Here is a 23849-nt window from a genome sequence, read left to right as displayed (position 1 = left end):
GCATCCCGGCATTGCCTCAGATATCGTAAGTGTGCGCCGCATTGATGGTGGAGATAAAGCGCTTGGTGCGCTCCTTCTCCGGCGTATTGAAGATCGCCCTGGCGCTGCCCGTTTCGACCACGCTGCCGGCCTCCAGAAATACCACGTCATTGGCGATCTTGGAGGCGAGGCGGAGATCATGGGTCGCCATGACCATCGTCGTGCCTTCGCGGGCGAGCTGGCCCAGCACATCGATCACTTCTGCCGAAAGTTCGGGGTCGAGTGCCGATGTCGGTTCGTCACAGAGCAGGACGCGCGGCGAAGGCGCAAGAGCGCGGGCAATCGCCACACGCTGCTGCTGGCCGCCCGAAAGCGTCGAGGGCCAGGCATCGGTCTTGTGCGCCATGCCGACCTTGGTCAGCAGTTCCATCGCGCGTTCGCGGGCCTTTTCCTTCGGCCATTTCAGGACTGTGACCAGGCCTTCCATGACATTTTCGATCGCTGTCTGATGCGGGAAGAGCTGGAAGTTCTGAAAGACCATACCCGTCTGGCGACGGATCTTCTGGATCGCCTGCCAGCCGACACGCTTGCCGGGTGCGAAGGAAAGCGTTTCTTCGCCGAGGTGGATTACGCCTGCGGTCGGGATTTCCAGGAGATTGATGCAGCGAAGCAGCGTGCTCTTGCCGCCGCCGGACGGGCCGACGAGAGCCGTGACACTGCCTTCCGGAATGCGGATGCTGATGTCCTTCAGGATGACGGCGTCACCGAAGCGCTTTTCGATATTGGAAAGCTCGATCATGCATTTGCCTCCAGCATGCCGCCATAACGCGCGAAGCGGCGTTCCAGCCTTTGCTGCAGCGTTGAGAGCACGGAGCTCAGGGCAAGATAGATCAGCGCCGCTTCAATATAGAGGATCAGCGGCTCATAGGTGGTGGCGACGATGCGCTGTGCGGCCTGGAAGAGCTCCGGCACGGTGATGGCGGCCGCGAGCGAGGTATCCTTGACCAGCGAGATGAAAGTGTTCGACAGCGGCGGCACCGCAACGCGGGCGGCCTGCGGGAGAATGGTGCGGCTCATGGCTTGGCGCCAGTTCATGCCGATCGAATAGGCTGCTTCCCATTGGCCCTTGGGCACGGAGGAGATGACGGCGCGGATGATCTCGGAGCTGTAGGCGCCGATATTCAGCGTGAAGCCGATCAGGGCCGCCGGAAAGGCATCAAGCAAGATACCGATGCTCGGCAGGCCGTAGAAGATGACGAAGAGTTGGACGAGCAGAGGCGTGCCGCGGATGACCCAGACATAAAAACGGGCAATGGCTGCAACAGGCTCCGGTCCGAAAAGACGGGCGATCGCGGTGATCAGGCCCAGGATCAATCCGAAGGCGAAGGAAAGCAGGGTCAAGGGGATGGTGAAGATCAGCCCCGCCCAGAGGAGCGAGGGAAGTGATTCCGCCATCAGTTGGAGCCAGTGCGGCAAGGGCGTGTCCTCAAGAAAAGACGCGTCCGGCGAGGGTTCGCCGGACGCTTTCTCATGCAGCTATAAATGATATGGGGGCAGCGCGAAACCGCCGGTCAGGACTTACTTGGAAACGTCCTGGCCGAAATACTTGTCGGCGATCTTCTTGTAGGTGCCGTCAGCCTTGATGTCGGCGAGCGCCTTGTTGATCGCTTCGAGCAGTTCCGGTTCGCCCTTGCGGATGATGATGCCGGAATAGTCAGCATTTTCCTGCTGGGCGACGATCTTCACCGGAGCGTCCGGCTTGTGCTTCTTGAAGTCCAGGAAGGAAAGGCTGTCATTGATCGTCGCATCGGCACGTTTCGTCAGGACGAGCTGGATCGACTGATCGAAGCCGTCGGTGCCGACGAGTTCGGCACCCGCCTCCGTGGCGAGCTTGCCGAAGTTGCTGGTCAGCGACTGAGCGGACTTCTTGCCCTTGAGATCGGCAAAGGACTTGATGCTGTCGTCGCCGTCGCGAACGATCAGTACGGCCTTCGACGCGATATAGGGTTCGGAGAAGTCGTACTTCTGCTTGCGCGCATCGGTGATGCCGACCTGGTTGATGACCGTGTCATAGCGCTTGGCGTCGAGGCCAGCGATCAGGCCGTCCCACTTGCCTTCAACGAACTCTGCCTTGACGCCGAGCTTGGTGGCGACTGCTTCGCCGATCTCAACGTCGAAGCCGACAAGCTTGCCGCTTTCGTCATGATAGGTGAACGGGGCATAGGTGCCTTCCGTGCCGATCTTGAACACGCCGGCAGACTTGATGGCGCTGAGGTTTTCGCCGGCATGGGCAGGCAGAAGGGCCGCAGCCTGAATGAGGGCAGCAGCGGCGACAGTTTTCAACCAGTTCATTGTTCTTCCATCCTTGGGAAAAGTGTGTTCGGATGGCTGATACATCGCAGAAAATTGCGGCATCGGAAGCGTAGAAAACTGCAAATAAAAGCGGCAACTGCGAATATTTTTCTCAAGCCGCCATTCTGGTTACGAATCCGGCTGAAACCGGTATCACGCCGCGGCTCGATGGCGCAGCCTCTCGCTGACGATAATGATAAAACCCGCTCCAAGGATCATGACCGCGCCGACAACGACATTGTGCGTCGGAATGTCGGCCCAGATCAGGTAGCCAAGGATGAAGGCCCAGACGAGCGAGGTATATTCGAAGGGTGCGAGCACCGAAACCGGCGCCTGACGCATGCCTTCGAAAAGGGCGAACTGGGCGCAGCCGGCAACAACGCCGGTGCCGATGAGCAGACCGAGTTGTGTGAGGGTCGGCGTCTGCCAAGTATAGATGACGGCGATTCCGGTCATGATGAGGAAGAAGACATTGGAGACGGCTAGCTGAATTATGGTCTTTTCATGCAACGAGGTCTTACGCAGTAGCACCATGGCCGATGCCCAGAGCACGGCTGCCTGCAGCGCCAGGTAGACTGACCAGGAGATAGTCAGGCCGGCCGGATTGCAGGCGACGAGCACGCCCACGAAGCCGACGCCGACCGCAAGCCAACGTGCGGGTGTCACTTCCTCTCTCAGGATGAACCAAGCAAGCACGGTGCCGACGACGGGAGCGGCGTAGTAAAGGGTGGTGACTTCGGCGAGTTGCAGGTGGCTTGCGGCGGTATAGTAAGAAAGCCAGGCGCAAAGCAGCAGGATGCTGCGGGCGATCATCGGTTTGATGATCGGAGAGGTGACAGCCTGATGGACAAGTTTGCCGCGGCCATAGGTGAGGCAGCCGACAAGGATCGTGAGGCTGCGGAAAAACAGGATCTGCCAGACGGGGATCGCTGATGTCAAAACCTTGACGATCGCGTCATGGAAGGTGAACGCCATATAGGCTGCTGTCGTGAGCACGATGCCCAAGCTGACGGAGTTTTTCACGGGAATACACCGGAGGCCGGCATGCCGGCAGGAATCGGGAATGCCTGATCGATATTCGTACCCTTGGAGCCGGTCAATAGGACAGATTTCGCCCTGCTGGTGGAGCTTCGTTTCACAACGTCAGAAAACGTGTGACCGTGCATGTTGCATGCACGATCGTCAGTGTTTATGCATGATTGTGGGTTTTGATAGATTAATCTGGTATGAACATGCAGGATTTCCTGTTGCGAGAACGTCAGAGTGTGATTTCCGAGCGGCTCAAGACGCATGGCCGCGTACTGGCTGCGGAACTTGCGCTCGAATTCGGGGTCTCTGAAGACACGGTGCGGCGTGACCTGCGCGAGATGGCTGCAGCAGGCCTCTGCGAACGGGTCTATGGCGGAGCATTGCCGGTCTCGCCAGCGCGCGGGAGCCTGACCCAGCGCATGAGTTTTGGGGCCGACCGGAAGCAGGCTCTGGCGCGCGCCGCTGCAGGCGAAATCACCACCGGCATGACGGTTTTCTTCGATGCCGGCAGCACCAATCTGGCAATCGCCAATGCGTTGCCGGCTGATTTGCCGCTGACCGCAGCGACGAATGCGCCGGCGATCGCTGTGGCGCTGATCGAAAAACCTGAAGTCAACGTCATCCTGATCGGCGGCCTGGTCGACCGTCAGACCGGTGGCTCGCTCGGCGCCAAGGCCTTGCGCGACATGGAGCAGCTTTCGCCCGACCTCTGTATTGTGGGCGCCTGTGGCGTCGATATCGAGGCAGGATTGACGACGTTCGGCTTCGAGGACGCGGAGTTCAAGCGGTTCGCCTCGTCCAGGAGCAAGCGGATCATGGTTGCGGCCACATCGGAAAAATTCGGCACAGCAGCGCCGCACAGCATTTTGCCGGTCGCGCATTGTGAATGCCTTGTCGTAGAGCATGACGCCGATGCTCTCATGCTCGAGGAATACCGTGCACGCGGGTGCCGGACGATCGTTGCGGAGAAGACGGCGTGAGGCCGTCCGGCCTTTTATGGGGATCGGGCAGGCAAGCCCGATGAGAGGAAAGACAAGGGAATGGATAATAACGTGAGCACGGCTCCGAGGGTGCGGAGCAGCTTTATCACCAGGAGCAGGGCGGCGGTCTCGCTGCTCTTTCTCATGAACGGTTTCGTCATCGGCGGCTGGGCGCCAAAGATTCCTGACTTTGCCGAACGGCTTGATCTCACCAAGTTCGAACTCGGGCTGATGATCCTGGTCTTCGGTCTCGGTTCGCTCGTCATGATGCCGATCGCCGGCGCGCAGATCGCCAAGCATGGCTCGCGGGTTGTCGTGCAGGTACTGGCCGTATGCCTGTTGCCGATGCTTCTGGCGCTGACGGTGGCTCCCAACGTCATCACAGGGGCGATCTCGCTCTTTCTGTTCGGCGGTTTCATCGGCGCGATGGACGTCGCAATGAATGCCAATGCCGTGGCGGTGGAAAAATCCATGCGCCGTGCCATTATGTCGTCCTGCCATGCCTTCTGGAGTCTCGGCGGTTTGATCGGTTCCGGTCTCGGCGGCCTGGTGATCTCCAAACTCGGTATTCTTGGCCACGCGGAACTGGCGACCGTGCTTGCCGCGATCTTCCTTGCCATCGCCTGGCCGATGATCCTGGCCGACCCGCCGCATCCTGATACCAAGAAGGAGAAGACGAAGCTGCCGATGGTGCCGCTGCCGTGGCTGCTCGGTATAATGGCGCTACTCTGCATGGTGCCGGAAGGTGCGATCCTGGACTGGGGTGCGCTCTATCTCAGGCAGGAAATGGGTGCGTCGGTCGCCCTCTCCGGCCTCGGTTTTGCGGCCTTCTCGGCGACCATGGCGACCCTGCGCTTTGCCGGCGACCTGGTTCGCGACCGTCTCGGTGGCGTCAAGACGCTGCGTATCTGCACGCTGTTTGCGATTGCCGGTATGCTGCTTGCGAGCCTTGCGCCAAATGCGGAAATTGCCATCCTCGGCTTCGCGCTTTGCGGTATCGGCATTTCGAACATGGTGCCGATCGCCTTTTCGGCTGCGGGCAACATCCCCGGCCTGAAGCCCGGCATCGGTATCTCCGTCGTGACAACCATCGGCTATTCCGGCATGCTGGTTGCGCCTTCGGTGATCGGCTTCGTGGCTGAACATGTCGGCTTTGCGGCTGTCTTCATGGCGCTGCCGATGCTGCTACTCGTGGTTCTCGCATTCTCCAAGCTGGCGCGTTATGCTGACGGGGTCTCCGGTGGCGGCCACTGAGCCGCCTCCAAACAAAAGTGATATACGGGGCGGTTGACAAGCCTGCGGGCTTGATCCACCTGAAAGGCTCTGTTTTCCGGGTGTAAGAGCTCTTCATGTCTGCTTTCGATTTCGATCCGAAACCGCGCCGCGCCTCCGTTGCCGTTGATGTCGGCGGCGTCATCGTCGGCGGCGGTGCGCCGGTCGTCGTGCAATCCATGACCAACACCGATACGGCGGATGTGGATTCCACCGTCGCCCAGGTGGCCGCGCTCCATCGCGCCGGTTCCGAGCTTGTCCGCATCACCGTCGACCGCGACGAAAGTGCTGCCGCCGTGCCGAAGATCCGCGAGCGCCTGCTGCGCCTCGGCATGGATGTGCCGCTGATCGGCGACTTCCATTATATCGGCCATAAGCTGCTTGCCGATCATCCGGCCTGCGCCGAGGCTTTGGCGAAATACCGCATCAATCCGGGTAACGTCGGTTTCAAGGACAAGAAGGACAAGCAGTTCGCCGAAATCATCGAGATGGCAATTCGCTATAGCAAACCGGTGCGCATCGGCGTCAACTGGGGTTCGCTGGACCAGGAACTGCTGACGCAGCTGATGGACAAGAACCAGGCCGAGGGATCGCCGCTTTCTGCCCGGCAGGTGACGCATGAGGCGATCGTGCAGTCGGCGCTGCTGTCTGCCCAACTTGCCGAAGAGATCGGCTTGCCGCGCAACCGCATCATCCTTTCGGCCAAGGTCAGCCAGGTTCAGGATCTGATTGCCGTCAATTCGATGCTTGCCGAACGTTCCAACCACGCGCTGCATCTCGGCCTGACCGAAGCCGGCATGGGCACGAAAGGCATCGTCGCCTCTTCGGCTGCCATGGGCTATGTGCTGCAGAACGGCATCGGCGATACGATCCGCATTTCGCTGACGCCGGAGCCGAACGGTGACCGCACCCGCGAGGTGCAGGTGGCGCAGGAATTGCTCCAGGTCATGGGTTTCCGCCAGTTCGTGCCTGTCGTTGCGGCCTGTCCGGGCTGCGGGCGCACGACCTCGACGGTGTTCCAGGAACTCGCCCAGAACATCCAGAGTGACATCCGCAAGAATATGCCGATCTGGCGCGAGAAGTATCCGGGCGTGGAAGCGCTCAATGTCGCGGTCATGGGCTGTATCGTCAACGGACCGGGTGAAAGCAAGCATGCCGATATCGGCATTTCGCTCCCCGGCACCGGCGAGACGCCGGCTGCCCCCGTCTTCATCGACGGCAAGAAGGCCCTAACGTTACGCGGCCCGAATATCGCCTCGGATTTCGAGGCGTTGGTCGTCGACTATATTGAGAAGCGATTCGGCCAGAAGACGGCGGCGGAGTAGCTGCTCCGCTTTCGGTGGCCTGCTGCAGCAGGGCTGGATGGTGCCCCTGCTCTGTCTCAGTTCTTGCGTTCGGCCACGAAGTGGGCCGCAGTGATCAACAATGCGGCGCGTTCACCATAGGGGGCGAGCAGTTCTTCTGCATCCTCGACATGCCGGCGCAGCTGTTTGTCTGCCCATCCCATGCCATGAAGCCCCACGAGTGTTCCCTTGCCGCGGGCAGCATCCTTGCCGGTCGCTTTGCCCATCGTCTTGATATCGGAAGTCAGATCGAGAATATCATCGGCAAGCTGGAAGGCGAGGCCGATCTTTTCGCCGAAGCGGCGCAGGCGCCGCCGGTCTTCGGTAGACGCGCCGGCAATGATGGCGCCGGCCTCGCAGGCGAAGCGAATCAGCGCGCCCGTCTTCATCGCCTGCAGGCGAATGATGCCAGCTTCATCGGGCGCCTGAGTTTCCGCCGCAAGATCAAGGGCCTGTCCGCCGGCCATGCCGCCGAGGCCAGCGGCGCGGGCGATCGCCAGAACAAGTTCCGTCTTGCTGCGGTCCGGCAGGTCGGTTTCCGGCGCGGCGATGATGTCGAACGCGTAGGTCAGCAGGCTGTCGCCGGCCAGAATGGCGGTCGCTTCGTCGAATTTGATGTGTACGGTCGGCTTGCCGCGGCGTAGGTCGTCGTCGTCCATAGCCGGCAGATCGTCGTGAACGAGTGAATAGCAATGGATGCATTCGAGTGCCGCGCCGACGCGAAGCGCGGCCTGTCTGTTGCCGCCGAGAAGTGCTGCGCTTTCCACGACAAGGAAGGGGCGCAGGCGTTTGCCGCCATTCAGGACGGCGTAGTGCATGGCGCTACGCAAGAGGTCGGGGCGGGCGATCTCGTCGGACAGCACGGTAGGAGAGAGCAGGAGATCGAGCAGCGCCTCGATCTCGGCGGCACTGCTTTTCAACCGTGTCTCGAATGTTTCCCGCTTTGCGTCCATGCGCGCTCTTTGGCACGGCAGAATGGCTGCTGGCAACGGAATTGTCGATCACCGCGTCAAGATTTCCGCTGCACTCTGGCAATGCGGGTTTTCAGGCGGTATGACAGCGACGAGGGCGAAATCGGACTGGGACATTGGATATAGCGCCGCAGACAGAGGAAAGCGTCGAGGCGCCGGTTCACCGGCGTTGGCTTGGAGACCGCCAGGTGCTGAAACGCATTGTTCTTGCCGTTCTGGCGGTGCTGCTTTTTCCCTATTTGCTGATCCTTCTCTATCTGCTGCCCTTCATCCATCCGGTTTCGACGCTGATGCTGCGCGATCTCATGCTCCTGCGCGGTTACGACCGGCAGTGGGTGTCGATCGACGAGGTTGCGCCTGTGCTCGTGCAGTCGGTGATGATGTCGGAAGACGGACAGTATTGCTTCCACGGGGGCGTCGACTGGGCCGAGATGCGCATGCTGGTCGAAGACACGCTGAAGGGCCAGGAGACGCGCGGCGGCAGCACGATCCCCATGCAGACAGCGAAGAACCTCTTCCTCTGGAACAGCCGCTCCTTCATCCGCAAGGGATTGGAACTGCCACTGGCGGTTGGTTCCGACTTCGTCTGGTCGAAGCGGCGGCTGATGGAGATCTATCTCAATATCGCCGAATGGGGGCCAGGCATTTACGGTATCGAGGCGGCTGCGCAATATCACTTCAAGGTGCCTGCCTCGAAGCTTACACGCCGGCAGGCATCGTTGCTTGCGGTTTCCCTGCCGAACCCGATCGACCGCAATGCCGGAAAACCCGGGCGAGGCCTGCGCAGGCTTGCAGCGCTCATCGAACGGCGGGCGCAGGGCTCGGGCGATTACATCAAGTGTATCTATGATTGATATCAGAACTTGTCGTTGGTAGCGGCAAGTGTCATCTGACATTCTTGATCTTGCCATATGGGCGAATGCATCAGCAATCAAAGCCCCGAGTCCGCCCATGACCACCACGACACTTTCGCCCGAGCTGCTTCAGTATTCGAAGACCCATAATCCGGCTCCGCCGCGGCATCTGGGCTCCCGCTATCACAAGCTCGACGGCTTCTTGCCTGAGCAGGGTAACACGATCGTCTGCCATCCCCCGAGGGGCTCAAAAACGCAGCAGGTGCTGATCGAAGCGCGTGAGAGATATCTGGCGATGCCCGAGGCACCACAATTCATCTTCACGCCAATCACCAGCCTCCATATGACGCTCTTTGAAGGTGTGATCGAGACCGGCCGCAAGGAGAACCATTGGCCTGATAATATTCCGCTCGAGACGCCGATCGACGATATGACGGAGCTCATGGCGGCACGGCTCGAAGGTTTCACGATGTTCGATCCCTTCAACGTGGCAATCGTCGAAGCCCGTCCGTCCGGCCTGCTTCTCGAGGGCGCGACAGACGGTGACCGCAGGGTGATGCGCGCCTGGCGCGATGCATTCGCAGATCTCCTGGGTTATCGTCAGCCCAACCATGAGAACTACAAGTTCCACATGACCTTTGCCTACCCGATTGAGCGGTTAGAAGACGAGGCGCTGCCGCGCTGGCAGGCAATGCTTGACGAGGTGACAGAGTATATCCGCACCAAGGCGCCTGTGCTGGAACTCAATCCGCCGGCCTTCTGCGTGTTCGAGGATATGAACCACTTCCACGAAGTGCTGATTTTCGATTTCGAACCCTGACAGGAGAACACCATGGACAAGCTGAGGCTTTACATCGCCAATAAGAACTATTCTTCCTGGTCGTTCCGGCCGTGGATGGCGCTGATGGGCGTCGGCATCGATTTCGAGGAGGTGTTGATCCCCTTCGACTATCCGGGTGGTAACCCCAACATCAAGGCGGTCTCGCCGAGCGGCCATGTGCCCCTGCTGCAGCATGGTGCGCTGAAGATCTGGGAATCCTTCGCGATTATCGAATATGTGGCCGAGCTTTTTCCCGAATCAGGATTGCTGCCTGGGGATCGTGCCGAGCGGGCGCTTGCCCGTTCGGTTTCCATGGAGATGCTTTCGAGTTTCCGGGCATTGCGCAGCGCCTGCCCGATGAATATCCGCCGGCCGAAAGGCAAGATCGCACTTCCCGACGGGGTTTCCGCCGATATCAGCCGTATCGAGACGATCTGGCGCGATCTTCTGCAAAAATCCGGTGGCCCGTTCCTCTTCGGTGAATTCAGCGGGGTAGACGCGATGTTTGCGCCCGTCGTTAATCGCTTCGAGATCTATGATCTCGTCAGCGACAAGGATACACTGGCCTACATGGGTGCGATGAAGGCGCACCCGGCCTGGCGGCGGTGGGAAGAGGCGGCCCGCGTCGAGCCGTGGATCGTGGCGGAAGACGAGGTCTAATGAGAGAATCAGCCGCATCGCAAAAAATCCATATGGGGACTGGTCAAGGCCGCCCCTTGCATGTATAAGCGCGCAAAATTTCCGAAATCGCGACATGTCCGTTTCGGCCGCCAGTCTGGCCGTGGGAGTGTTTTGCCCGCAAGTGGAGTATGAGAAATGGCTGTACCGAAGAGAAAAACGAGCCCGTCCAAGCGCGGCATGCGCCGTTCGGCTGATGCGCTGAAGGCTCCGACCTACGTTGAAGACAAGAACTCCGGCGAACTGCGCCGCCCGCACCATATCGATCTGAAGACCGGTATGTACCGTGGCCGTCAGGTTCTGACGCCGAAGGAAAACGCATAATTTCTACGCGGCATGTCCGATGAAAGTTTTGAAGGCCGGCTCGACGCCGGCCTTTTTCTTTTCAAGATATTATAATCTTCGATGCCTTGAAGTGAGACGGTGATGTCAGGCAGTATTCCCTAGAGGTCAGGGAGATTTTTCTGCATGATTACCGCAATGCCGCTGATGGTTATTCCATTTATTCTTTACAATCTGGCGATGCTGGGCCTGATGGGTGGTGGCGGAATTCCCTCGCTCCAGCACGACGTGATCGTGCTGTCGATGCTCTCAGGCGCGATGTGGAGCATGGCGCTCGGCGATCTCTTCATCGTCGTGGCGCTCGTCGTGCTCTTCTTGGAGATCCTGAAGGCGACCCGGAACGGTTCCGGCAACCTGATCAATCATATGCTGTCGATGCTGGTCTTCATCGCCTTCCTGGTCGAGTTTCTTCTCGTCCAGGACGCGGCGACCCAGGTCTTCTTCATTCTGATGACCATTGCGCTGATCGACGTTATCGGCGGCTTTGCAGTGTCGATCCGCAGCGCCGGCCGGGACGTCTCGATCGGTCTATAGGCTGTCGAGCTTGTTCTGCAGCGCGCGAAGCTGTTCCTTCAGCTCGTCGATGTCCTTGGCCTCCGCCTTGCGGGTTTCCTTGGGCGGCGGCGTCATGAAGGGCGAGAACATCTGCATAGCCTGCTGGAACATCTCGGTGTTCCGGCGGACCTGATCCTCGACCATCTGCATGGGAAGCTGAAGGTTTTTGCCGAGCGGCGTTTCGCCGAAAGCGCGGTTCACCTGCTCGCGGATCTGCGACTGCTGTTCCGTGAAAGCGCGCATGGAATGCTCCAGGAAGCTCGGAACGACCATCTGCATCTGGTCACCATAGTAGGTGATGAGCTGACGCAGGAAGGAGATCGGAAGCAGTGTGTTGCCGGTCTTCGATTCCTGCTCGAAAATAATCTGGGTCAATACCGAATGCGTGATGTCGTCACCGCTTTTGGCGTCCTGGACGACAAAGTCCTCCCCCTTCTTCACCATCTCCGCCAGGTCTTCCAGCGTCACATAGGTGCTGGTGCCCGTATTGTATAAGCGGCGATTGGCATATTTCTTGATTACGATCTGACCCTCGGTCTTTGCCATATCAGTCTCCGAACCCCATCTGATTGTATGTATACTCCTCCACCAGAGACTGTAGACGCAAAAGAAGGGCGGTGACAATCTCTTTGTGCGATGCGGCAAGCCCTTTCCCCGTACGGATAAATCCATTCGAGGGCGCTGCAGCAGATGCCGGGGCAGTCTTGGCATTTGACTTGCGCCTGCAGCTTTGTCAGTTTCCACTTATATGTGTGACGAGAAATGAGGAAACATCCCATGAGCAGTTCATCCGTCGTCATCGCCAGCGCAGCGCGCACCGCTGTCGGTTCCTTCAACGGTGCTTTCGGCACAATTCCCGCTCACGAACTCGGTGCGGCGGCCGTCAAGGGCGCGCTGGAGCGGGCAGGTGTTTCTCCTGAAGACGTGGACGAGGTCATCCTTGGCCAGGTCCTGCAGGCTGGCGAAGGCCAGAACCCGGCCCGTCAGGCCGCAATGAAGGCCGGCGTTCCCAAGGAAGCGACAGCCTGGAGCGTCAACCAGCTCTGTGGTTCCGGCCTGCGTGCCGTTGCACTCGGGATGCAGCAGATCGCGCTTGGCGATGCGAAGATCATCGTCGCCGGCGGGCAGGAATCCATGTCGATGGCGCCGCATGCAGCGCATTTGCGCGGGGGCGTGAAGATGGGCGACATGAAGATGATCGACACCATGATCAAGGATGGCCTGACCGACGCCTTCTATGGCTACCACATGGGCATTACCGCGGAAAATATCGCGCGCCAGTGGCAGCTTTCGCGCGACGACCAGGACCAGTTCGCCGTCAGTTCGCAGAACAAGGCCGAGGCCGCGCAGAAGGGCGGCCGGTTCAAGGACGAAATCGTTCCTTTCGTCATTCAAGGTCGCAAGGGCGATGTGACCGTCGATGCCGACGAATATATCCGTCATGGTGCCACGATGGAGGCGATGGCCAAGCTGCGGCCCGCCTTCGACAAGGACGGCACGGTGACGGCGGCAAATGCTTCCGGTCTCAATGACGGCGCTGCCGCGACCGTGCTGATGAGCGAAGCGGAAGCGTCGCGACGCGGTATCCAGCCGCTTGCCCGCATCGTTTCCTGGGCAACGGCCGGTGTCGATCCGCAGGTCATGGGCACAGGCCCGATCCCCGCCTCCCGCAAGGCGCTGGAAAAGGCCGGCTGGTCCGTCGGCGATCTCGACCTCGTCGAGGCCAATGAGGCCTTCGCGGCCCAGGCCTGCGCCGTCAACAAGGATCTCGGCTGGGATCCTGCTATCGTCAACGTCAATGGCGGCGCGATTGCGATCGGTCATCCGATCGGCGCTTCAGGTGCGCGTGTCCTCAATACGCTGCTCTTCGAGATGAAGCGTCGGGGCGCCAAAAAAGGACTGGCTACATTGTGCATCGGTGGCGGCATGGGTGTCGCGATGTGTTTTGAGGCAATATAAATAGCGTACGATGCATGTTTCTTGAGGCCTGCCTGAGAGCAGGCTGACAACAACAGGGGAGCGGAACATGAGCAGGGTGGCTCTGGTCACTGGTGGTACGCGCGGTATTGGCGCGGCAATTTCGATGGCGCTGAAGAATGCCGGCTATAAGGTTGCCGCCAACTATGCCGGCAATGATGAAAAGGCCAGGGCATTTCACGATGTTACCGGCATTCCGGCCTTCAAGTGGGACGTGTCCGACTATGTCGCCTGCGGCGAGGGTATCACGAGGGTTCAGGCCGAGCTCGGCCCGGTCGAAATCCTCGTCAACAATGCCGGCATCACGCGTGATGCGATGTTCCACAAGATGACGCCGCAGCAGTGGCACGAGGTGATCAATACCAACCTCACCGGCCTCTTCAACATGACGCATCATGTCTGGAGCGGCATGCGCGACCGCAGCTTCGGGCGCATCGTCAATATCTCCTCCATCAACGGCCAGAAGGGCCAGATGGGACAAGCGAATTATTCCGCCGCCAAGGCCGGTGACCTCGGCTTCACCAAGGCGCTCGCTCAGGAGGGCGCTGTCAAGAACATTACCGTCAACGCCATCTGCCCCGGTTACATCGGTACGGAGATGGTGCTGGCCGTGCCGGAAAAGGTGCTGAATGAGAAGATCATTCCGCAAATCCCGGTCGGGCGCCTCGGTGAACCCGAGGAGATCGCGCGTTGCGTGACTTTTCTCGTTTCGGACGACGCCGGTTTCATCACCGGCTCGACGCTGACGGCCAATGGCGGTCAGTTCTTCGTCTGAGCCTATTTTTTCTGATTGTGGGCATAGTTGCTCGGGAAGCTGCCGGTGCCGTCATAGGGGGCCGGCGGATGCGCCATAGCCCGCGAAGGCAATGGTGATGAGGGCGGGGATCACGATGATCCTGTTGATGGCCGTGTCTCCCGCGGACGGCGCTCAAATATTTACCGTCACGCGGTTTTCGGTTTCTTTGATGGTGTCAGCGTTTGGATGATACCGTCTGTTGGCCTTGACGGGCACCTTCTGGAAAGCGCGGTCTTGGCTGCGGAGAGCGGCAATTGCTGTCGTAAGAAAGGCCGTGGCGATCAGGACGGCGACGGCGGAATTGAGCAGGATGTGGGCCATGATGGCGTTTCCACTCGCAGGCGGCAGGTGCTCTGCCCTTGCGATCTTGAAACTAATATGCGCCTGGCGTCGGCGGCGCGGTAGATTTGACTTCAGCGACCAATCGTCAACGCCATGTTGACGATAAACGCGCGCAAGAAAAACGGACGCCGAAGCGCCCGTTCAAAATTTCCGATGGGGCGATGCTGGTTAGCGGCAGCGAGCTTCGTAGCGGCGACCGTAGCGGTCGCGATAGATGCAGTAGCCGCGGCGTTCAACCGACTGGCCGATCAGTGCGCCTGTCAGACCGCCGGCGACTGCGCCAACTGCCGCGCCACCCCAGCTGTTGCTGACGGCGCCGCCGATGATGGCGCCCGTGCCCGCACCAATCGCCGTGCCCTGCTCCGTTGGGGTGCAGGAGGCGAGAGCGCCAATGAGAGCGCAGCTAAGAACAATCTTTTTCATGTCTAACTCCCCAGGTTACCGGCCTTTAAATTCGGCCCATCAGTACAAGAATGATAATGATGACGAGAACTAACCCCAAACCACCCGAAGGTCCATAGCCCCAGCCGCGGCTATAACCCCAATTCGGCAAGGCGCCGACCAATAATAGAATAAGGATAATAAGAAGTATCGTGCCAAGCATGGTGTTTGTCCTGCCTCATTCTCATTTCGACTGGACTAGAAACCCGCATCCGCGATTTTTGTTCCCGGCTAAACTCTCAGAATATCACGGCGGCGTTATCCCTCATTGCGACAGAAGCCAAATTTAGCCGGTTCTTTCGAAAGCAAGTCGGCGAAATGTTATGGGGTATTTTCCGGGTATGGTTAAAATTCTCTTTAAATACAATATGTTGCGGTGAACAAAGCGGGAAAATGAAGATGTCTCCGATTCGTCGGCGATTCGTTCCGGCTTTGATCAGCCATGACTTTCATCGGCCTACCGGCGCCGGCCTGTTTAAGGCTCTGTAAATTCGGCATGCAAATGATTAATGCGATCCAACGGCTCGGGATGGCTGCGGCAAACCCGGAACCCGTATCTGGGGATCGGTGGCGAAAACGCCACAAGATCTCGCAGTGAACGAAAAGGGAAAACCTCGATATCGGCGATTCGTCTCCGCTTCGTTCCGGCTTTGATCGAAGCGTTAATTTCGGCCTTGACCTTTGCGCCTTTACGATGCGGCAAGAAGCGTTAATCGCGGTTGCCAGCATTTGTTCTCAGGCGAGTCTACAGATTCAGCATCTAGTGTAAAAAACCGATTCAAAATCAATACTTAGCCGTGAACAAAAGCTGAATCAGCCGGAGTCAGCGATTCGTCTCCGATTCGTTCTCAAGCTGTTCCGAATCTTAAATCAAGGACTTAGCGGACTGTGACTTCCATGCTCAATCCAGAGTCTATTTCAAATCTGCCCTTGCGTTTGGAGCTTCGGCTGTCCATGTGTTCTCTGCCTTACCCGCAGGAGCCGACTTGACCCGGGGCGTCCCCGCCTCACTTGCATGGACCATGACCCTGACTTCGCAGCCGATGATACTGAGCGGGCGCGGCGTGACCGCGGTGCTTGGGCCGACCAATACCGGCAAGACCCATTATGCGATCGAACGCATGGTGGCGCATGGCACAGGTGTTATCGGCCTGCCGCTCCGCTTGCTCGCGCGCGAAGTCTATACGCGGGTGGTGGAAAAAGTCGGCGCCCAGAATGTTGCGCTGGTAACCGGGGAAGAAAAGATCTCGCCGCCGAATGCGCGCTTCTCCGTCTGCACGGTCGAGGCGATGCCGCGGGAAACCAAAGCCGCCTTTGTTGCTATCGATGAGGTGCAACTCGCGGGAGACCTCGAGCGCGGCCATATCTTCACAGACCGTATCCTGCATCTGCGCGGCCGTGACGAGACGCTGCTGCTTGGCGCCGGTACCATGCGGCCGATCCTGCAGCAGCTTCTGCCGGGGATAACCGTCACGGAGCGGCCGCGGCTTTCTCACCTTCTCTATGCGGGACAGAAGAAGATCACCCGGCTGCCGCAGCGTTCGGCTATCGTCGCCTTCTCGGCGGACGAGGTTTACGCAATCGCCGAACTGATCCGTCGTCAGCGTGGTGGAGCTGCCGTGGTGCTCGGGGCGCTGAGCCCGCGCACCCGCAATGCGCAAGTGGCGCTCTATCAGGCGGGCGATGTCGAATATCTGGTTGCGACCGATGCGATCGGCATGGGTCTCAATCTCGATGTCGATCATGTGGCCTTCGCGCAGGATCGGAAGTTCGACGGCTATCAGTTCCGCAATCTCAATCCTGGTGAGCTCGGCCAGATTGCCGGGCGCGCGGGACGTCATGTGCGCGACGGGACATTTGGTGTAACCGGCCAGGTCTCGCCGTTCGACGAGGAGCTGGTGCAGCGCATCGAGGGCCACGAATTTGATAATATCAAGGTTCTGCAGTGGCGGACCAAGGATCTTGATTTCTCCTCGATACAATCCCTGCGGGCAAGCCTTGAGACCGGACCCCGCGTGCCGGGTCTGACGCGGGCGCTGCCGGCGGTCGACCAGCAGGCGCTCGAACATTTATCGCGCTATCCGGAAATTACCGACCTCGCTAACACGCCGGCGCGCGTCGAAAAGCTCTGGGAGGCTTGCGCTCTACCGGACTATCGGCGCATAACGCCTGCGCAACATGCCGATCTTATTTCTACCCTCTTTTCCGATCTGGTGCGCTATGGCACGGTAAACGAGCAGTTTCTCGCGGAACAGGTTCATCGCTCGGATCGGACAGATGGAGAAATTGACACGCTTTCGGCGCGAATCGCGCAGATAAGAACCTGGACTTATGTTTCGAATCGGCCCGGCTGGCTTGCCGATCCGACACACTGGCAGGAAAAGACGCGGGAAATCGAAGATCGATTGTCCGACGCGTTGCATGAAAGGTTGACGAAACGCTTTGTTGATCGCAGGACATCTGTGCTCATGAAGCGCCTGAGAGAGAATGCGATGCTGGAAGCTGAAATCAGTGTGAATGGCGATGTCTTTGTTGAAGGACATCATGTGGGGCAGTTGACCGGGTTCCGTTTTACGCCTGTGGGTGGAACGGATGGGCCGGACGCCAAGGCGGTTCAGTCTGCGTCGCAGAAGGCGCTCGCGCTTGAATTCGAAGCCCGTGCCGCGCGCCTGCATGCGGCAGGCAACGCCGATCTGGCGATCGGCTCGGACGGTCTTGTGCGTTGGCTCGGCGACCCGGTCGGACGTCTATCCGGTAGCGATCACGTGATGCGTCCGCGAGTCATCCTGCTTGCCGACGAGCAGCTTACGGGCAATGCGCGCGATCATGTCGCCGCCCGTATCGAACGTTTCGTCAATCATCATATCAGCACGGTGCTGAAGCCGCTCGACGATCTGTCGCGCGCTGAGGACCTGCAGGGCCTTGCCAAGGGGCTCGCCTTCCAGCTCGTCGAGAATCTCGGCGTGCTCTTTCGTCGCGACGTGACGGAAGAGGTGAAGTCTCTGGATCAGGATGCGCGCGCCTCCATGCGCCGTTACGGCATCCGCTTCGGTGCCTACCACATTTTCGTTCCGGCGCTTTTGAAGCCGGCGCCAGCAGAGCTCATCACATTGCTCTGGGCACTGAAGAATGACGGGCTCGACAAGCCAGGTTATGGCGACCTCATTCCGGTGCTGGCCGCCGGCCGTACCTCCGTCGTCACCGATCCGAGTTTCGAGCGCACGTTCTATAAGCTCGCTGGCTTCCGTTTCCTCGGCAAGCGCGCGGTGCGGATCGATATCCTCGAGCGTCTGGCCGACCTCATCCGTCCGCTCTTGCAGTGGAAGCCGGGTCAAGCCGGCCGTCCGGAAGGCGCTTATGACGGCCGCCGCTTCACAACGACGACAGCGATGCTGTCCATTCTCGGCGCGACGCTGGAAGACATGGAAGAGATCCTCAAGGGTCTCGGTTATCGCGCAGACGCCGTAAAGGCCGAGGAGGCTGCAGCATTCCTTGCGACGCAGGATGCGCCATCGGCTCCCGTGGCGGCGATTGAGACAGTGGCAGAGGAAACGGCTGAAAAGGCCGATCATGACGACGCAGATGGCGCTTCGGAAGAAACGCCCGCTGTCGAAGCCGCTCCTGCGGCTGCGGAGACGCCTGTGGTAGCCGAAGGTTCGGTTGAAGTCGGTGAGGCTGAAGCTGAGGCCGCAGAGCCGAAGCCGGTTCTTCTGTGGCGTCTCGGCGGCCGCAACGAGAACCAGCGCCAGGCGCGCGGCCATGGCGACCGCCGCGGCGGGCAAGGTCAGAGCGAACGTCATGGCCAAGGCCAGGAACGTGGTGACCGTAATCGCCGTCCTAGCGGCGGTGAAGGCGGTGAGGCCCGTGATGGCAACCGCCACAACAACCGCAACCGGGATGGCGGCAACCGCGAAGGCGGGAATCGTGATGGCGGCAGGCCGCAGCAGGCGCGCAACGAGCAGCGCGGCGACCGTCAGGACCGCGGTGATCGAAAGGATCGTGGCGACCGCAACGACCGTAACAACAACCGCGGCAATTCGCAGCCGCTGCGTTTCGAGGCCAAGCCGCCGCGCAAGGAGAAGCCGATCGATCCGGATTCGCCCTTTGCCAAGCTTGCAGCGCTCAAGGAGCAGATGAAGAAGTAATCATGGGCGGAGAAACACAGCCAGGAAGCGGTTCGCGCCAGCGCATCGACAAATGGCTGTTTTTCACGCGCATGGTGAAATCACGCTCGCTGGCGCAAAGCCATATCCAGTCAGGCCATGTCAGCATCAACGGCTCACGCTGTGTGCAGCCTAGCCAAATGATTAAAGTCGGTGATCGCATCGAACTGAAGCTGGAACGGCGAGACGTCATTCTCGTCGTTCGGCTGCCCGGCGACAGACGTGGTCCCTACGAGGAGGCGCGGCTGCTCTATGAGGACCTGTCGCCGCCTCCGGATGAGACAAAACGCCTCACCCCATACGAACAGGCAATCCGGGCGACTGGTTCCGGCAGGCCGACGAAAAAGGAACGACGTGCAATCGACAGGCTGATGTCGGACGACGATTAGAAAACTCTTCCTGCCATGAGCCTTTCGAAGATCGTTTGTCCTTGAAATCCTGCCGTAAAGTCGATACGTCACACACAACCTGCCGGGTAGTGTGCTTGCCTCCCAAGCCTGTTCACGCTTTTTGTCCGGCTCAGGGGACAGGCGCGACGTTCCAGGTTGCCCGGCCCCGCCCGCATGGAAAATCCTGGAGTTCTTCATGACCTATGTCGTGACCGACAATTGCATTCGCTGCAAATACACCGATTGTGTTGAAGTCTGCCCCGTCGACTGTTTCTACGAAGGCGAGAATTTCCTCGTCATCCATCCCGATGAGTGCATCGACTGCGGTGTCTGCGAGCCGGAATGTCCGGCCGAGGCGATCAAGCCCGATACCGAACCGGGTCTCGACAAGTGGCTGAAGATCAATGCAGAATATGCGAGCATCTGGCCGAATATCACTGTCAAGAAGGAGCCGATGCCGGAGGCCAAGGAGATGGACGGCGAGACCGGGAAATTCGAGAAATACTTCTCGGAAAAGCCCGGTAGTGGCGACTGAAATTTTCGACGTGCAGCGCTGTTGAAACTGGGTTCAGCTTCAGGTTAAACGTTTCAAATTACGCGTGAGTCACATGGGGGCTATGTGTTGCCCACATGACTCACGTTAAGCAAATTATTGATTTCCTCATATTTTTGTGATACGTTCACCACACTGTTCCATTTGTGGCATGACGCATGCCCAAAACCATCACGAAAGTAAAAGCAAATCCGCACGCGGTTTCCGTGACATATCAATAACTTGAGCTGTCGGATCCCAAGATCGCGCGCAAGGATATCATTTGCTTCTGTCTGGCGGAACCAGAGTGAAGTCACCCGACGGATATAACCGTCTCATCCGGGCCTGACTGACCCGGCTCCGGCTGCCGCCGGAAGCGTAACAGGGAGTTTTTGATTAGAATGACCATCCAGCAGAAAAAACCTTCTACCGCACGTCACGGCTTCAAGACTGGTGAATCGATCGTGTACCCCGCACATGGCGTCGGTACCATCACGGTTATCGAAGAGCAAGAAGTCGCCGGCATGAAGCTTGAACTTTTCGTCATCGATTTCGAAAAGGACAAGATGCGTCTGAAGGTTCCGGTCGCAAAGGCCATGAGCATCGGCATGCGTAAGCTTTCCGAAACCGACTTTGTCGAGCGCGCCCTCAAGGTCGTGCAGGGCAAGGCTCGCGTCAAGCGTACCATGTGGTCTCGTCGTGCCCAGGAATATGATGCCAAGATCAATTCCGGCGACCTGATTTCGATCGCAGAAGTCGTTCGCGATCTCTATCGCGCTGAAAACCAGCCGGAGCAGTCCTATTCAGAACGTCAGCTTTATGAAGCTGCCCTCGACCGGATGGCTCGCGAAATCGCTGCCGTTAACAAGATGTCTGAAACGGAAGCCGTTCGCGTCGTCGAGACCAACCTCAACAAGGGTCCGAAGCGCGGCAAGGCAATCGAGGAAGACGATTCGCAGGACGAGGCAGCCTAATAGCGCATTGTTTTTGCTGATGAAAAAACCCGGCTTGGTGCCGGGTTTTTTATTGGAACTTTTTCGCCGCTGCGACGTTCATATACAGTGATGCGGAGTTCACCCGAACCCATAAGCTCGGTTTGACTTCCGCTAAAGCTGTCAATGTTCGATGAGGAGCGGATCATGATTTCCAGAATTTGCCTATCCGGCAATCTCAAGAAACTGATCCAGTCCAGCCGCGTCAGCGGCATATGAAGAGAGATAGGGCCTCCTCCTGAAAAGTCCAGGAGCGAGGCCTTTATGCATTCAAGAGCCTAGTTTGCTCCGGCGCAGCGATGTTCCGGAAACGATGTTTGCTTGTTTATTTTTAGGCACGTGGCCTGTTCAGGAGAGCGATATGAAGAACATGTCTGCAGATCGGCGCATGATCAAAATAGCAATGGCGGCTCCCTATCTCGCCCGTGAAGAGGAACATAATCTCGCTATCCGCTGGAAGGATCACGAGGACCGCGGCGCCCGCAACCAGATCGCCATGGCGCACATGCGCCTCGTCATTTCCATGGCAGGAAAGTTCCGCAACTTCGGCCTGCCGATGAGCGATCTCGTGCAGGAAGGCTATGTCGGGCTTCTGGAGGCGGCCGCTCGCTTTGAACCGGCGCGCGATGTACGCTTTTCCACTTATGCAAGCTGGTGGATCCGTGCTTCGATCCAGGACTATATCCTGCGCAACTGGTCGATCGTGCGCGGCGGCACGAGTTCGGCCCAGAAGGCACTGTTCTTCAATCTGCGGCGCCTGCGCGCCAAGCTCGCCAAGGGCGACACGCAGCTGACGCTGCAATCCATTCATCAGGAAATCGCCGCCGCCCTCGGTGTCAGCCTTGCCGACGTGCAGACCATGGATGCGCGCCTTTCCGGCAATGATGCGTCGCTGCAGGCGCCTTCCGTTTCCGGCGACGCCGATAGTGCAGAGAAGATGGATTTTCTCGTCAGCGACGAGCCGCTGCCGGATGAGCAGGTCTCCAACATGATCGACGGCGAACGTCGCCGCATCTGGCTTGCGTCTGCCCTCAAGCATCTCAACGAGCGCGAAATGAAGATCATCAGCGCGCGCCGGCTCGCAGAAGACGGAGCGACACTCGAAGAGCTCGGCGCCGACCTCGGCATTTCCAAGGAGCGCGTGCGTCAGATCGAAAGCCGGGCGATGGAAAAGCTTCGCACGGCGCTCGTCAGCGCCGATCCGCATATGGCAGCCTATGCCTGACCAGGAATTACTCCCCAGCAGCACAGACTGGCCCGGCAAAGCCGGGCTTTCTTTTATTCGGAGATGATCTTCACGCGGTCACCGGGAGAAACAGCAGCGCCCGTCGGCAAGGCGTTGATGAGCTTGAAGAGATCAAGCTTGCGATCGGTACCCATCATGCGGGAGGCGAGCGTGGTGATGTTGTCGCCAGAGCGAACGGTGACGACGCGGACGCGCAGCGGCTTCAGCGAGGCGGCTTCGTCCGGTGTCATACGGCGGAAGCTGGCGCGCAGGACGTCTGCCGTCGGCTCCAGCGAAGGGCTGCCTTTCGGCACGGCCGTCAGGAAGCGGAATATCTGGTTGTTGTTTCTGACGACCGTAACATCGAAATCCCAGCGGTCGGCCGTTGCGCGGGCGGTCGCAGCTTCCATACCGTTGACGTTGATCGGCCGGATGCTTGCGGGATCAAGTCCGGTAACCCAGCCGCTGGAGATATAATTCGTCAGGCTCTGGTTCTGGTTGTCGGCGACGCCATCGAAGCGGATGGCGGTATCGTTCGGGCCGGTCGCCATGACCGCTTCGACCTTGTTGTCGATACTGAAGTCCGGCGGTACGTCGAAGCGTATGCCGAGGCCGCCATGCAGGAAGGTCTGACCGCGCACATAGCCTTCTTCCGGGCTGTCGCCATAGAGAAGACCGTCGATGCCATCGAGATAGTAATCGCGGCCCTTGTCTCCGACCGAGCCTTCCTGGCCGAAGGCGCGGGCGTGGCTGCGGGCAAGCTCGATGCGCTGGGCGGAATTCGGATGGCTCGACAAGAAATCCAGGCTCTGGTCGGCTTCGGGATCGACCGACATGAAGCGGCTGTAGGCGGCCATGGAATCGAGAAAACGGGCCGCGGCATAGGGATCGTAGCCGGCTTCGCCGAGCATGCGCACGCCGATGACGTCGGCCTGCAGTTCCTGCTGGCGGGAGAAGGCGGCAAGGCGCAGCTTGCCGCGGGCAAGCGCCTGCTTGCCGGCTATGTCGCTCGACAGAACCTCAGCCACGACGCGGCTGGCAATGACTTCGGCTTCCTCGCGCTTCTGGCGTTCGATGCCGTGGTTTGCGGTGACGTGGCCCATCTCGTGCGACAGTACAGCCGCCACTTCCGAGGCGTCGTTGGCGAGCGCCAACAGGCCGCGGGTGACATAGAGATAACCGCCCGGCAGCGCGAAGGCATTGATGGCGGGCGAATTCAGGATGGTGATGCGATAGGACTGGCTCGGATTTTCCGACACGGCCGTCAGCGCGCCGGTGATGCGTGCGACGAGGCGCTCGGTCTTGGCGTCCTTATATTCGCCGCCATAGCTCGCGACGATGCGGGGATGCTCGCGAGCGCCCATGGCAGCGCGCGGGTCATTTTTTTGTACTTCGTCGACGATCTGTGGCTTGGACGATGGGCCGACGGTCGGCTGATAGGATTGTTCGATCAGCGTCTCGCAGCCGTTCAGCGCGACGGCGCAGACTGAAAGCAGCAGGAGACGGCGCGCCCAACGGCACGGCGCAAGAAAGGCATCACTGGAAAGCGCGGGCGATCTCCACGTCGTCATGCTGTCCAGTCTGTCTCTCCGCATCATCTTAAGTCGCCGGTCTGCCGCATCTTCGGGCCGGCCGCTGCCAGGAAAATTCAATAGGCTTCCGCCTCTGTTCTCGCACTGCACAATCGGCCGATCCAAGTCTTTGCTGTAGCTGATTTCCGCGTGGGTTGCATAGCGAGACTCTATCTAAATGTGGTGCCGTTGCATTTCGGCAATGCCTCGCCTGTCGAGGCACTTTCTCGCTCCGATGAAATTATG

At 59.3% G+C, this 23849-nt stretch carries 25 protein-coding genes; 15 read left to right on the top strand and 10 right to left on the bottom strand.

Annotated elements, in window-relative coordinates:
• Positions 1 to 16: 16 nt before the first annotated feature.
• The 4 genes from KQ933_RS19100 to KQ933_RS19085 form a co-directional block, all read right to left on the bottom strand.
• A complete protein-coding gene (locus KQ933_RS19100) occupies positions 17 to 778 on the bottom strand; it encodes an amino acid ABC transporter ATP-binding protein (RefSeq protein WP_216756315.1) in 762 nt (253 codons plus the stop codon).
• Positions 775 to 1455, bottom strand: coding sequence for an amino acid ABC transporter permease (locus tag KQ933_RS19095; RefSeq protein WP_216756314.1), 681 nt, complete (start codon positions 1453 to 1455; stop codon positions 775 to 777). The genes KQ933_RS19100 and KQ933_RS19095 overlap by 4 nt, the downstream gene beginning before the upstream one ends.
• Before the next feature lie 102 nt (positions 1456 to 1557).
• The gene (locus KQ933_RS19090) at positions 1558 to 2331 is read right to left on the bottom strand and encodes an amino acid ABC transporter substrate-binding protein (RefSeq protein ID WP_216756313.1); all 774 of its coding nucleotides are present in this window, start codon (positions 2329 to 2331) and stop codon (positions 1558 to 1560) included.
• Between the two features lie 153 nt (positions 2332 to 2484).
• Entirely contained in the window at positions 2485 to 3354 is an 870-nt protein-coding gene (locus KQ933_RS19085) for a DMT family transporter (RefSeq protein ID WP_216756312.1), read from the bottom strand.
• Between the two features lie 209 nt (positions 3355 to 3563).
• Here KQ933_RS19085 and KQ933_RS19080 point away from each other — a divergent pair, with 209 nt between their 5' ends.
• The 3 genes from KQ933_RS19080 (at position 3564) to ispG (ending at position 6937) form a co-directional block, all read left to right on the top strand.
• Positions 3564 to 4340, top strand: a complete 777-nt coding sequence (locus KQ933_RS19080; RefSeq protein WP_216758950.1) for a DeoR/GlpR family DNA-binding transcription regulator — start codon at positions 3564 to 3566, stop codon at positions 4338 to 4340.
• A 60-nt stretch (positions 4341 to 4400) separates the two neighbouring features.
• Positions 4401 to 5594 (top strand): MFS transporter, encoded by a 1194-nt coding sequence (locus KQ933_RS19075; protein ID WP_216756311.1) that lies wholly within the window; start codon positions 4401 to 4403, stop codon positions 5592 to 5594.
• A gap of 95 nt (positions 5595 to 5689) precedes the next feature.
• Positions 5690 to 6937 carry a flavodoxin-dependent (E)-4-hydroxy-3-methylbut-2-enyl-diphosphate synthase gene (ispG, locus tag KQ933_RS19070; RefSeq protein ID WP_216756310.1) on the top strand — a complete coding sequence of 416 codons (1248 nt, stop codon included), beginning with the start codon at positions 5690 to 5692 and terminating at the stop codon, positions 6935 to 6937.
• Positions 6938 to 6993: 56 nt separating this feature from the next.
• Here the strand turns inward: ispG and KQ933_RS19065 are convergent, their stop codons facing one another.
• The gene (locus KQ933_RS19065; RefSeq protein ID WP_216756309.1) at positions 6994 to 7908 is read right to left on the bottom strand and encodes a polyprenyl synthetase family protein; all 915 of its coding nucleotides are present in this window, start codon (positions 7906 to 7908) and stop codon (positions 6994 to 6996) included.
• Positions 7909 to 8042: 134 nt separating this feature from the next.
• Here KQ933_RS19065 and mtgA point away from each other — a divergent pair, with 134 nt between their 5' ends.
• From mtgA to KQ933_RS19040, 5 genes are all read left to right on the top strand, one after another.
• Positions 8043 to 8780, top strand: coding sequence for a monofunctional biosynthetic peptidoglycan transglycosylase (gene mtgA, locus KQ933_RS19060; protein WP_216756308.1), 738 nt, complete (start codon positions 8043 to 8045; stop codon positions 8778 to 8780).
• Positions 8781 to 8877: 97 nt separating this feature from the next.
• A complete protein-coding gene (locus KQ933_RS19055; protein WP_216756307.1) occupies positions 8878 to 9600 on the top strand; it encodes a DUF1868 domain-containing protein in 723 nt (240 codons plus the stop codon).
• Between the two features lie 12 nt (positions 9601 to 9612).
• Positions 9613 to 10260 (top strand): glutathione S-transferase family protein, encoded by a 648-nt coding sequence (locus KQ933_RS19050; protein WP_216756306.1) that lies wholly within the window; start codon positions 9613 to 9615, stop codon positions 10258 to 10260.
• 156 nt (positions 10261 to 10416) lie between these two features.
• Positions 10417 to 10602, top strand: coding sequence for a 50S ribosomal protein L32 (gene rpmF / locus KQ933_RS19045; protein WP_026186748.1), 186 nt, complete (start codon positions 10417 to 10419; stop codon positions 10600 to 10602).
• A 144-nt stretch (positions 10603 to 10746) separates the two neighbouring features.
• Positions 10747 to 11154: a hypothetical protein gene (locus tag KQ933_RS19040; RefSeq protein ID WP_216756305.1), complete on the top strand. Its 408-nt coding sequence runs from the start codon at positions 10747 to 10749 to the stop codon at positions 11152 to 11154.
• Here KQ933_RS19040 and phaR read toward each other — a convergent pair.
• Positions 11149 to 11721 carry a polyhydroxyalkanoate synthesis repressor PhaR gene (phaR, locus tag KQ933_RS19035; RefSeq protein ID WP_112544842.1) on the bottom strand — a complete coding sequence of 191 codons (573 nt, stop codon included), beginning with the start codon at positions 11719 to 11721 and terminating at the stop codon, positions 11149 to 11151. The genes KQ933_RS19040 and phaR overlap by 6 nt on opposite strands.
• 231 nt (positions 11722 to 11952) lie before the next feature.
• On the opposite strand from phaR, the gene KQ933_RS19030 reads away from it, so the two are divergent.
• Both KQ933_RS19030 and KQ933_RS19025 read left to right on the top strand, forming a co-directional pair.
• On the top strand, positions 11953 to 13134 hold the full coding sequence (locus KQ933_RS19030; RefSeq protein ID WP_216756304.1) for an acetyl-CoA C-acetyltransferase: 1182 nt from the start codon (positions 11953 to 11955) through the stop codon (positions 13132 to 13134).
• A 67-nt stretch (positions 13135 to 13201) separates the two neighbouring features.
• The gene (locus tag KQ933_RS19025; protein ID WP_216756303.1) at positions 13202 to 13927 is read left to right on the top strand and encodes a beta-ketoacyl-ACP reductase; all 726 of its coding nucleotides are present in this window, start codon (positions 13202 to 13204) and stop codon (positions 13925 to 13927) included.
• A 153-nt stretch (positions 13928 to 14080) separates the two neighbouring features.
• On the opposite strand, the gene KQ933_RS19020 is transcribed toward KQ933_RS19025, so the two are convergent.
• The 3 genes from KQ933_RS19020 to KQ933_RS19010 all read right to left on the bottom strand — a co-directional run bounded on the left by KQ933_RS19020 (position 14081) and on the right by KQ933_RS19010 (position 14894).
• Entirely contained in the window at positions 14081 to 14269 is a 189-nt protein-coding gene (locus tag KQ933_RS19020) for a hypothetical protein (protein WP_216756302.1), read from the bottom strand.
• Between the two features lie 189 nt (positions 14270 to 14458).
• The gene (locus KQ933_RS19015; protein WP_007825452.1) at positions 14459 to 14713 is read right to left on the bottom strand and encodes a YMGG-like glycine zipper-containing protein; all 255 of its coding nucleotides are present in this window, start codon (positions 14711 to 14713) and stop codon (positions 14459 to 14461) included.
• A 25-nt stretch (positions 14714 to 14738) separates the two neighbouring features.
• The gene (locus KQ933_RS19010; protein ID WP_007825451.1) at positions 14739 to 14894 is read right to left on the bottom strand and encodes a DUF3309 family protein; all 156 of its coding nucleotides are present in this window, start codon (positions 14892 to 14894) and stop codon (positions 14739 to 14741) included.
• Positions 14895 to 15753: 859 nt separating this feature from the next.
• Here KQ933_RS19010 and KQ933_RS19005 point away from each other — a divergent pair.
• The 5 genes from KQ933_RS19005 (at position 15754) to KQ933_RS18985 (ending at position 22032) form a co-directional block, all read left to right on the top strand.
• On the top strand, positions 15754 to 18876 hold the full coding sequence (locus tag KQ933_RS19005; protein WP_216756301.1) for a helicase-related protein: 3123 nt from the start codon (positions 15754 to 15756) through the stop codon (positions 18874 to 18876).
• A 2-nt stretch (positions 18877 to 18878) separates the two neighbouring features.
• Positions 18879 to 19283 carry an RNA-binding S4 domain-containing protein gene (locus KQ933_RS19000; RefSeq protein WP_216756300.1) on the top strand — a complete coding sequence of 135 codons (405 nt, stop codon included), beginning with the start codon at positions 18879 to 18881 and terminating at the stop codon, positions 19281 to 19283.
• Positions 19284 to 19479: 196 nt separating this feature from the next.
• Complete coding sequence (gene fdxA, locus KQ933_RS18995) at positions 19480 to 19818, top strand: ferredoxin FdxA (protein WP_216756299.1); 339 nt, start codon at positions 19480 to 19482, stop codon at positions 19816 to 19818.
• Between the two features lie 398 nt (positions 19819 to 20216).
• On the top strand, positions 20217 to 20789 hold the full coding sequence (locus KQ933_RS18990; protein ID WP_216756298.1) for a CarD family transcriptional regulator: 573 nt from the start codon (positions 20217 to 20219) through the stop codon (positions 20787 to 20789).
• Positions 20790 to 21168: 379 nt separating this feature from the next.
• On the top strand, positions 21169 to 22032 hold the full coding sequence (locus tag KQ933_RS18985) for an RNA polymerase factor sigma-32 (RefSeq protein WP_029868975.1): 864 nt from the start codon (positions 21169 to 21171) through the stop codon (positions 22030 to 22032).
• Between the two features lie 53 nt (positions 22033 to 22085).
• Here the strand turns inward: KQ933_RS18985 and KQ933_RS18980 are convergent, their stop codons facing one another.
• Positions 22086 to 23630, bottom strand: coding sequence for a M48 family metalloprotease (locus KQ933_RS18980; protein WP_216756297.1), 1545 nt, complete (start codon positions 23628 to 23630; stop codon positions 22086 to 22088).
• Between the last annotated feature and the right edge of the window lie 219 nt (positions 23631 to 23849).

The organism is Rhizobium sp. WYJ-E13, from assembly GCF_018987265.1.
In the GTDB taxonomy this organism is placed as follows: domain Bacteria; phylum Pseudomonadota; class Alphaproteobacteria; order Rhizobiales; family Rhizobiaceae; genus Rhizobium.
Note: the sequence above shows the minus strand (reverse complement) of the source record. Positions and strands in the feature narration are given on the sequence as shown.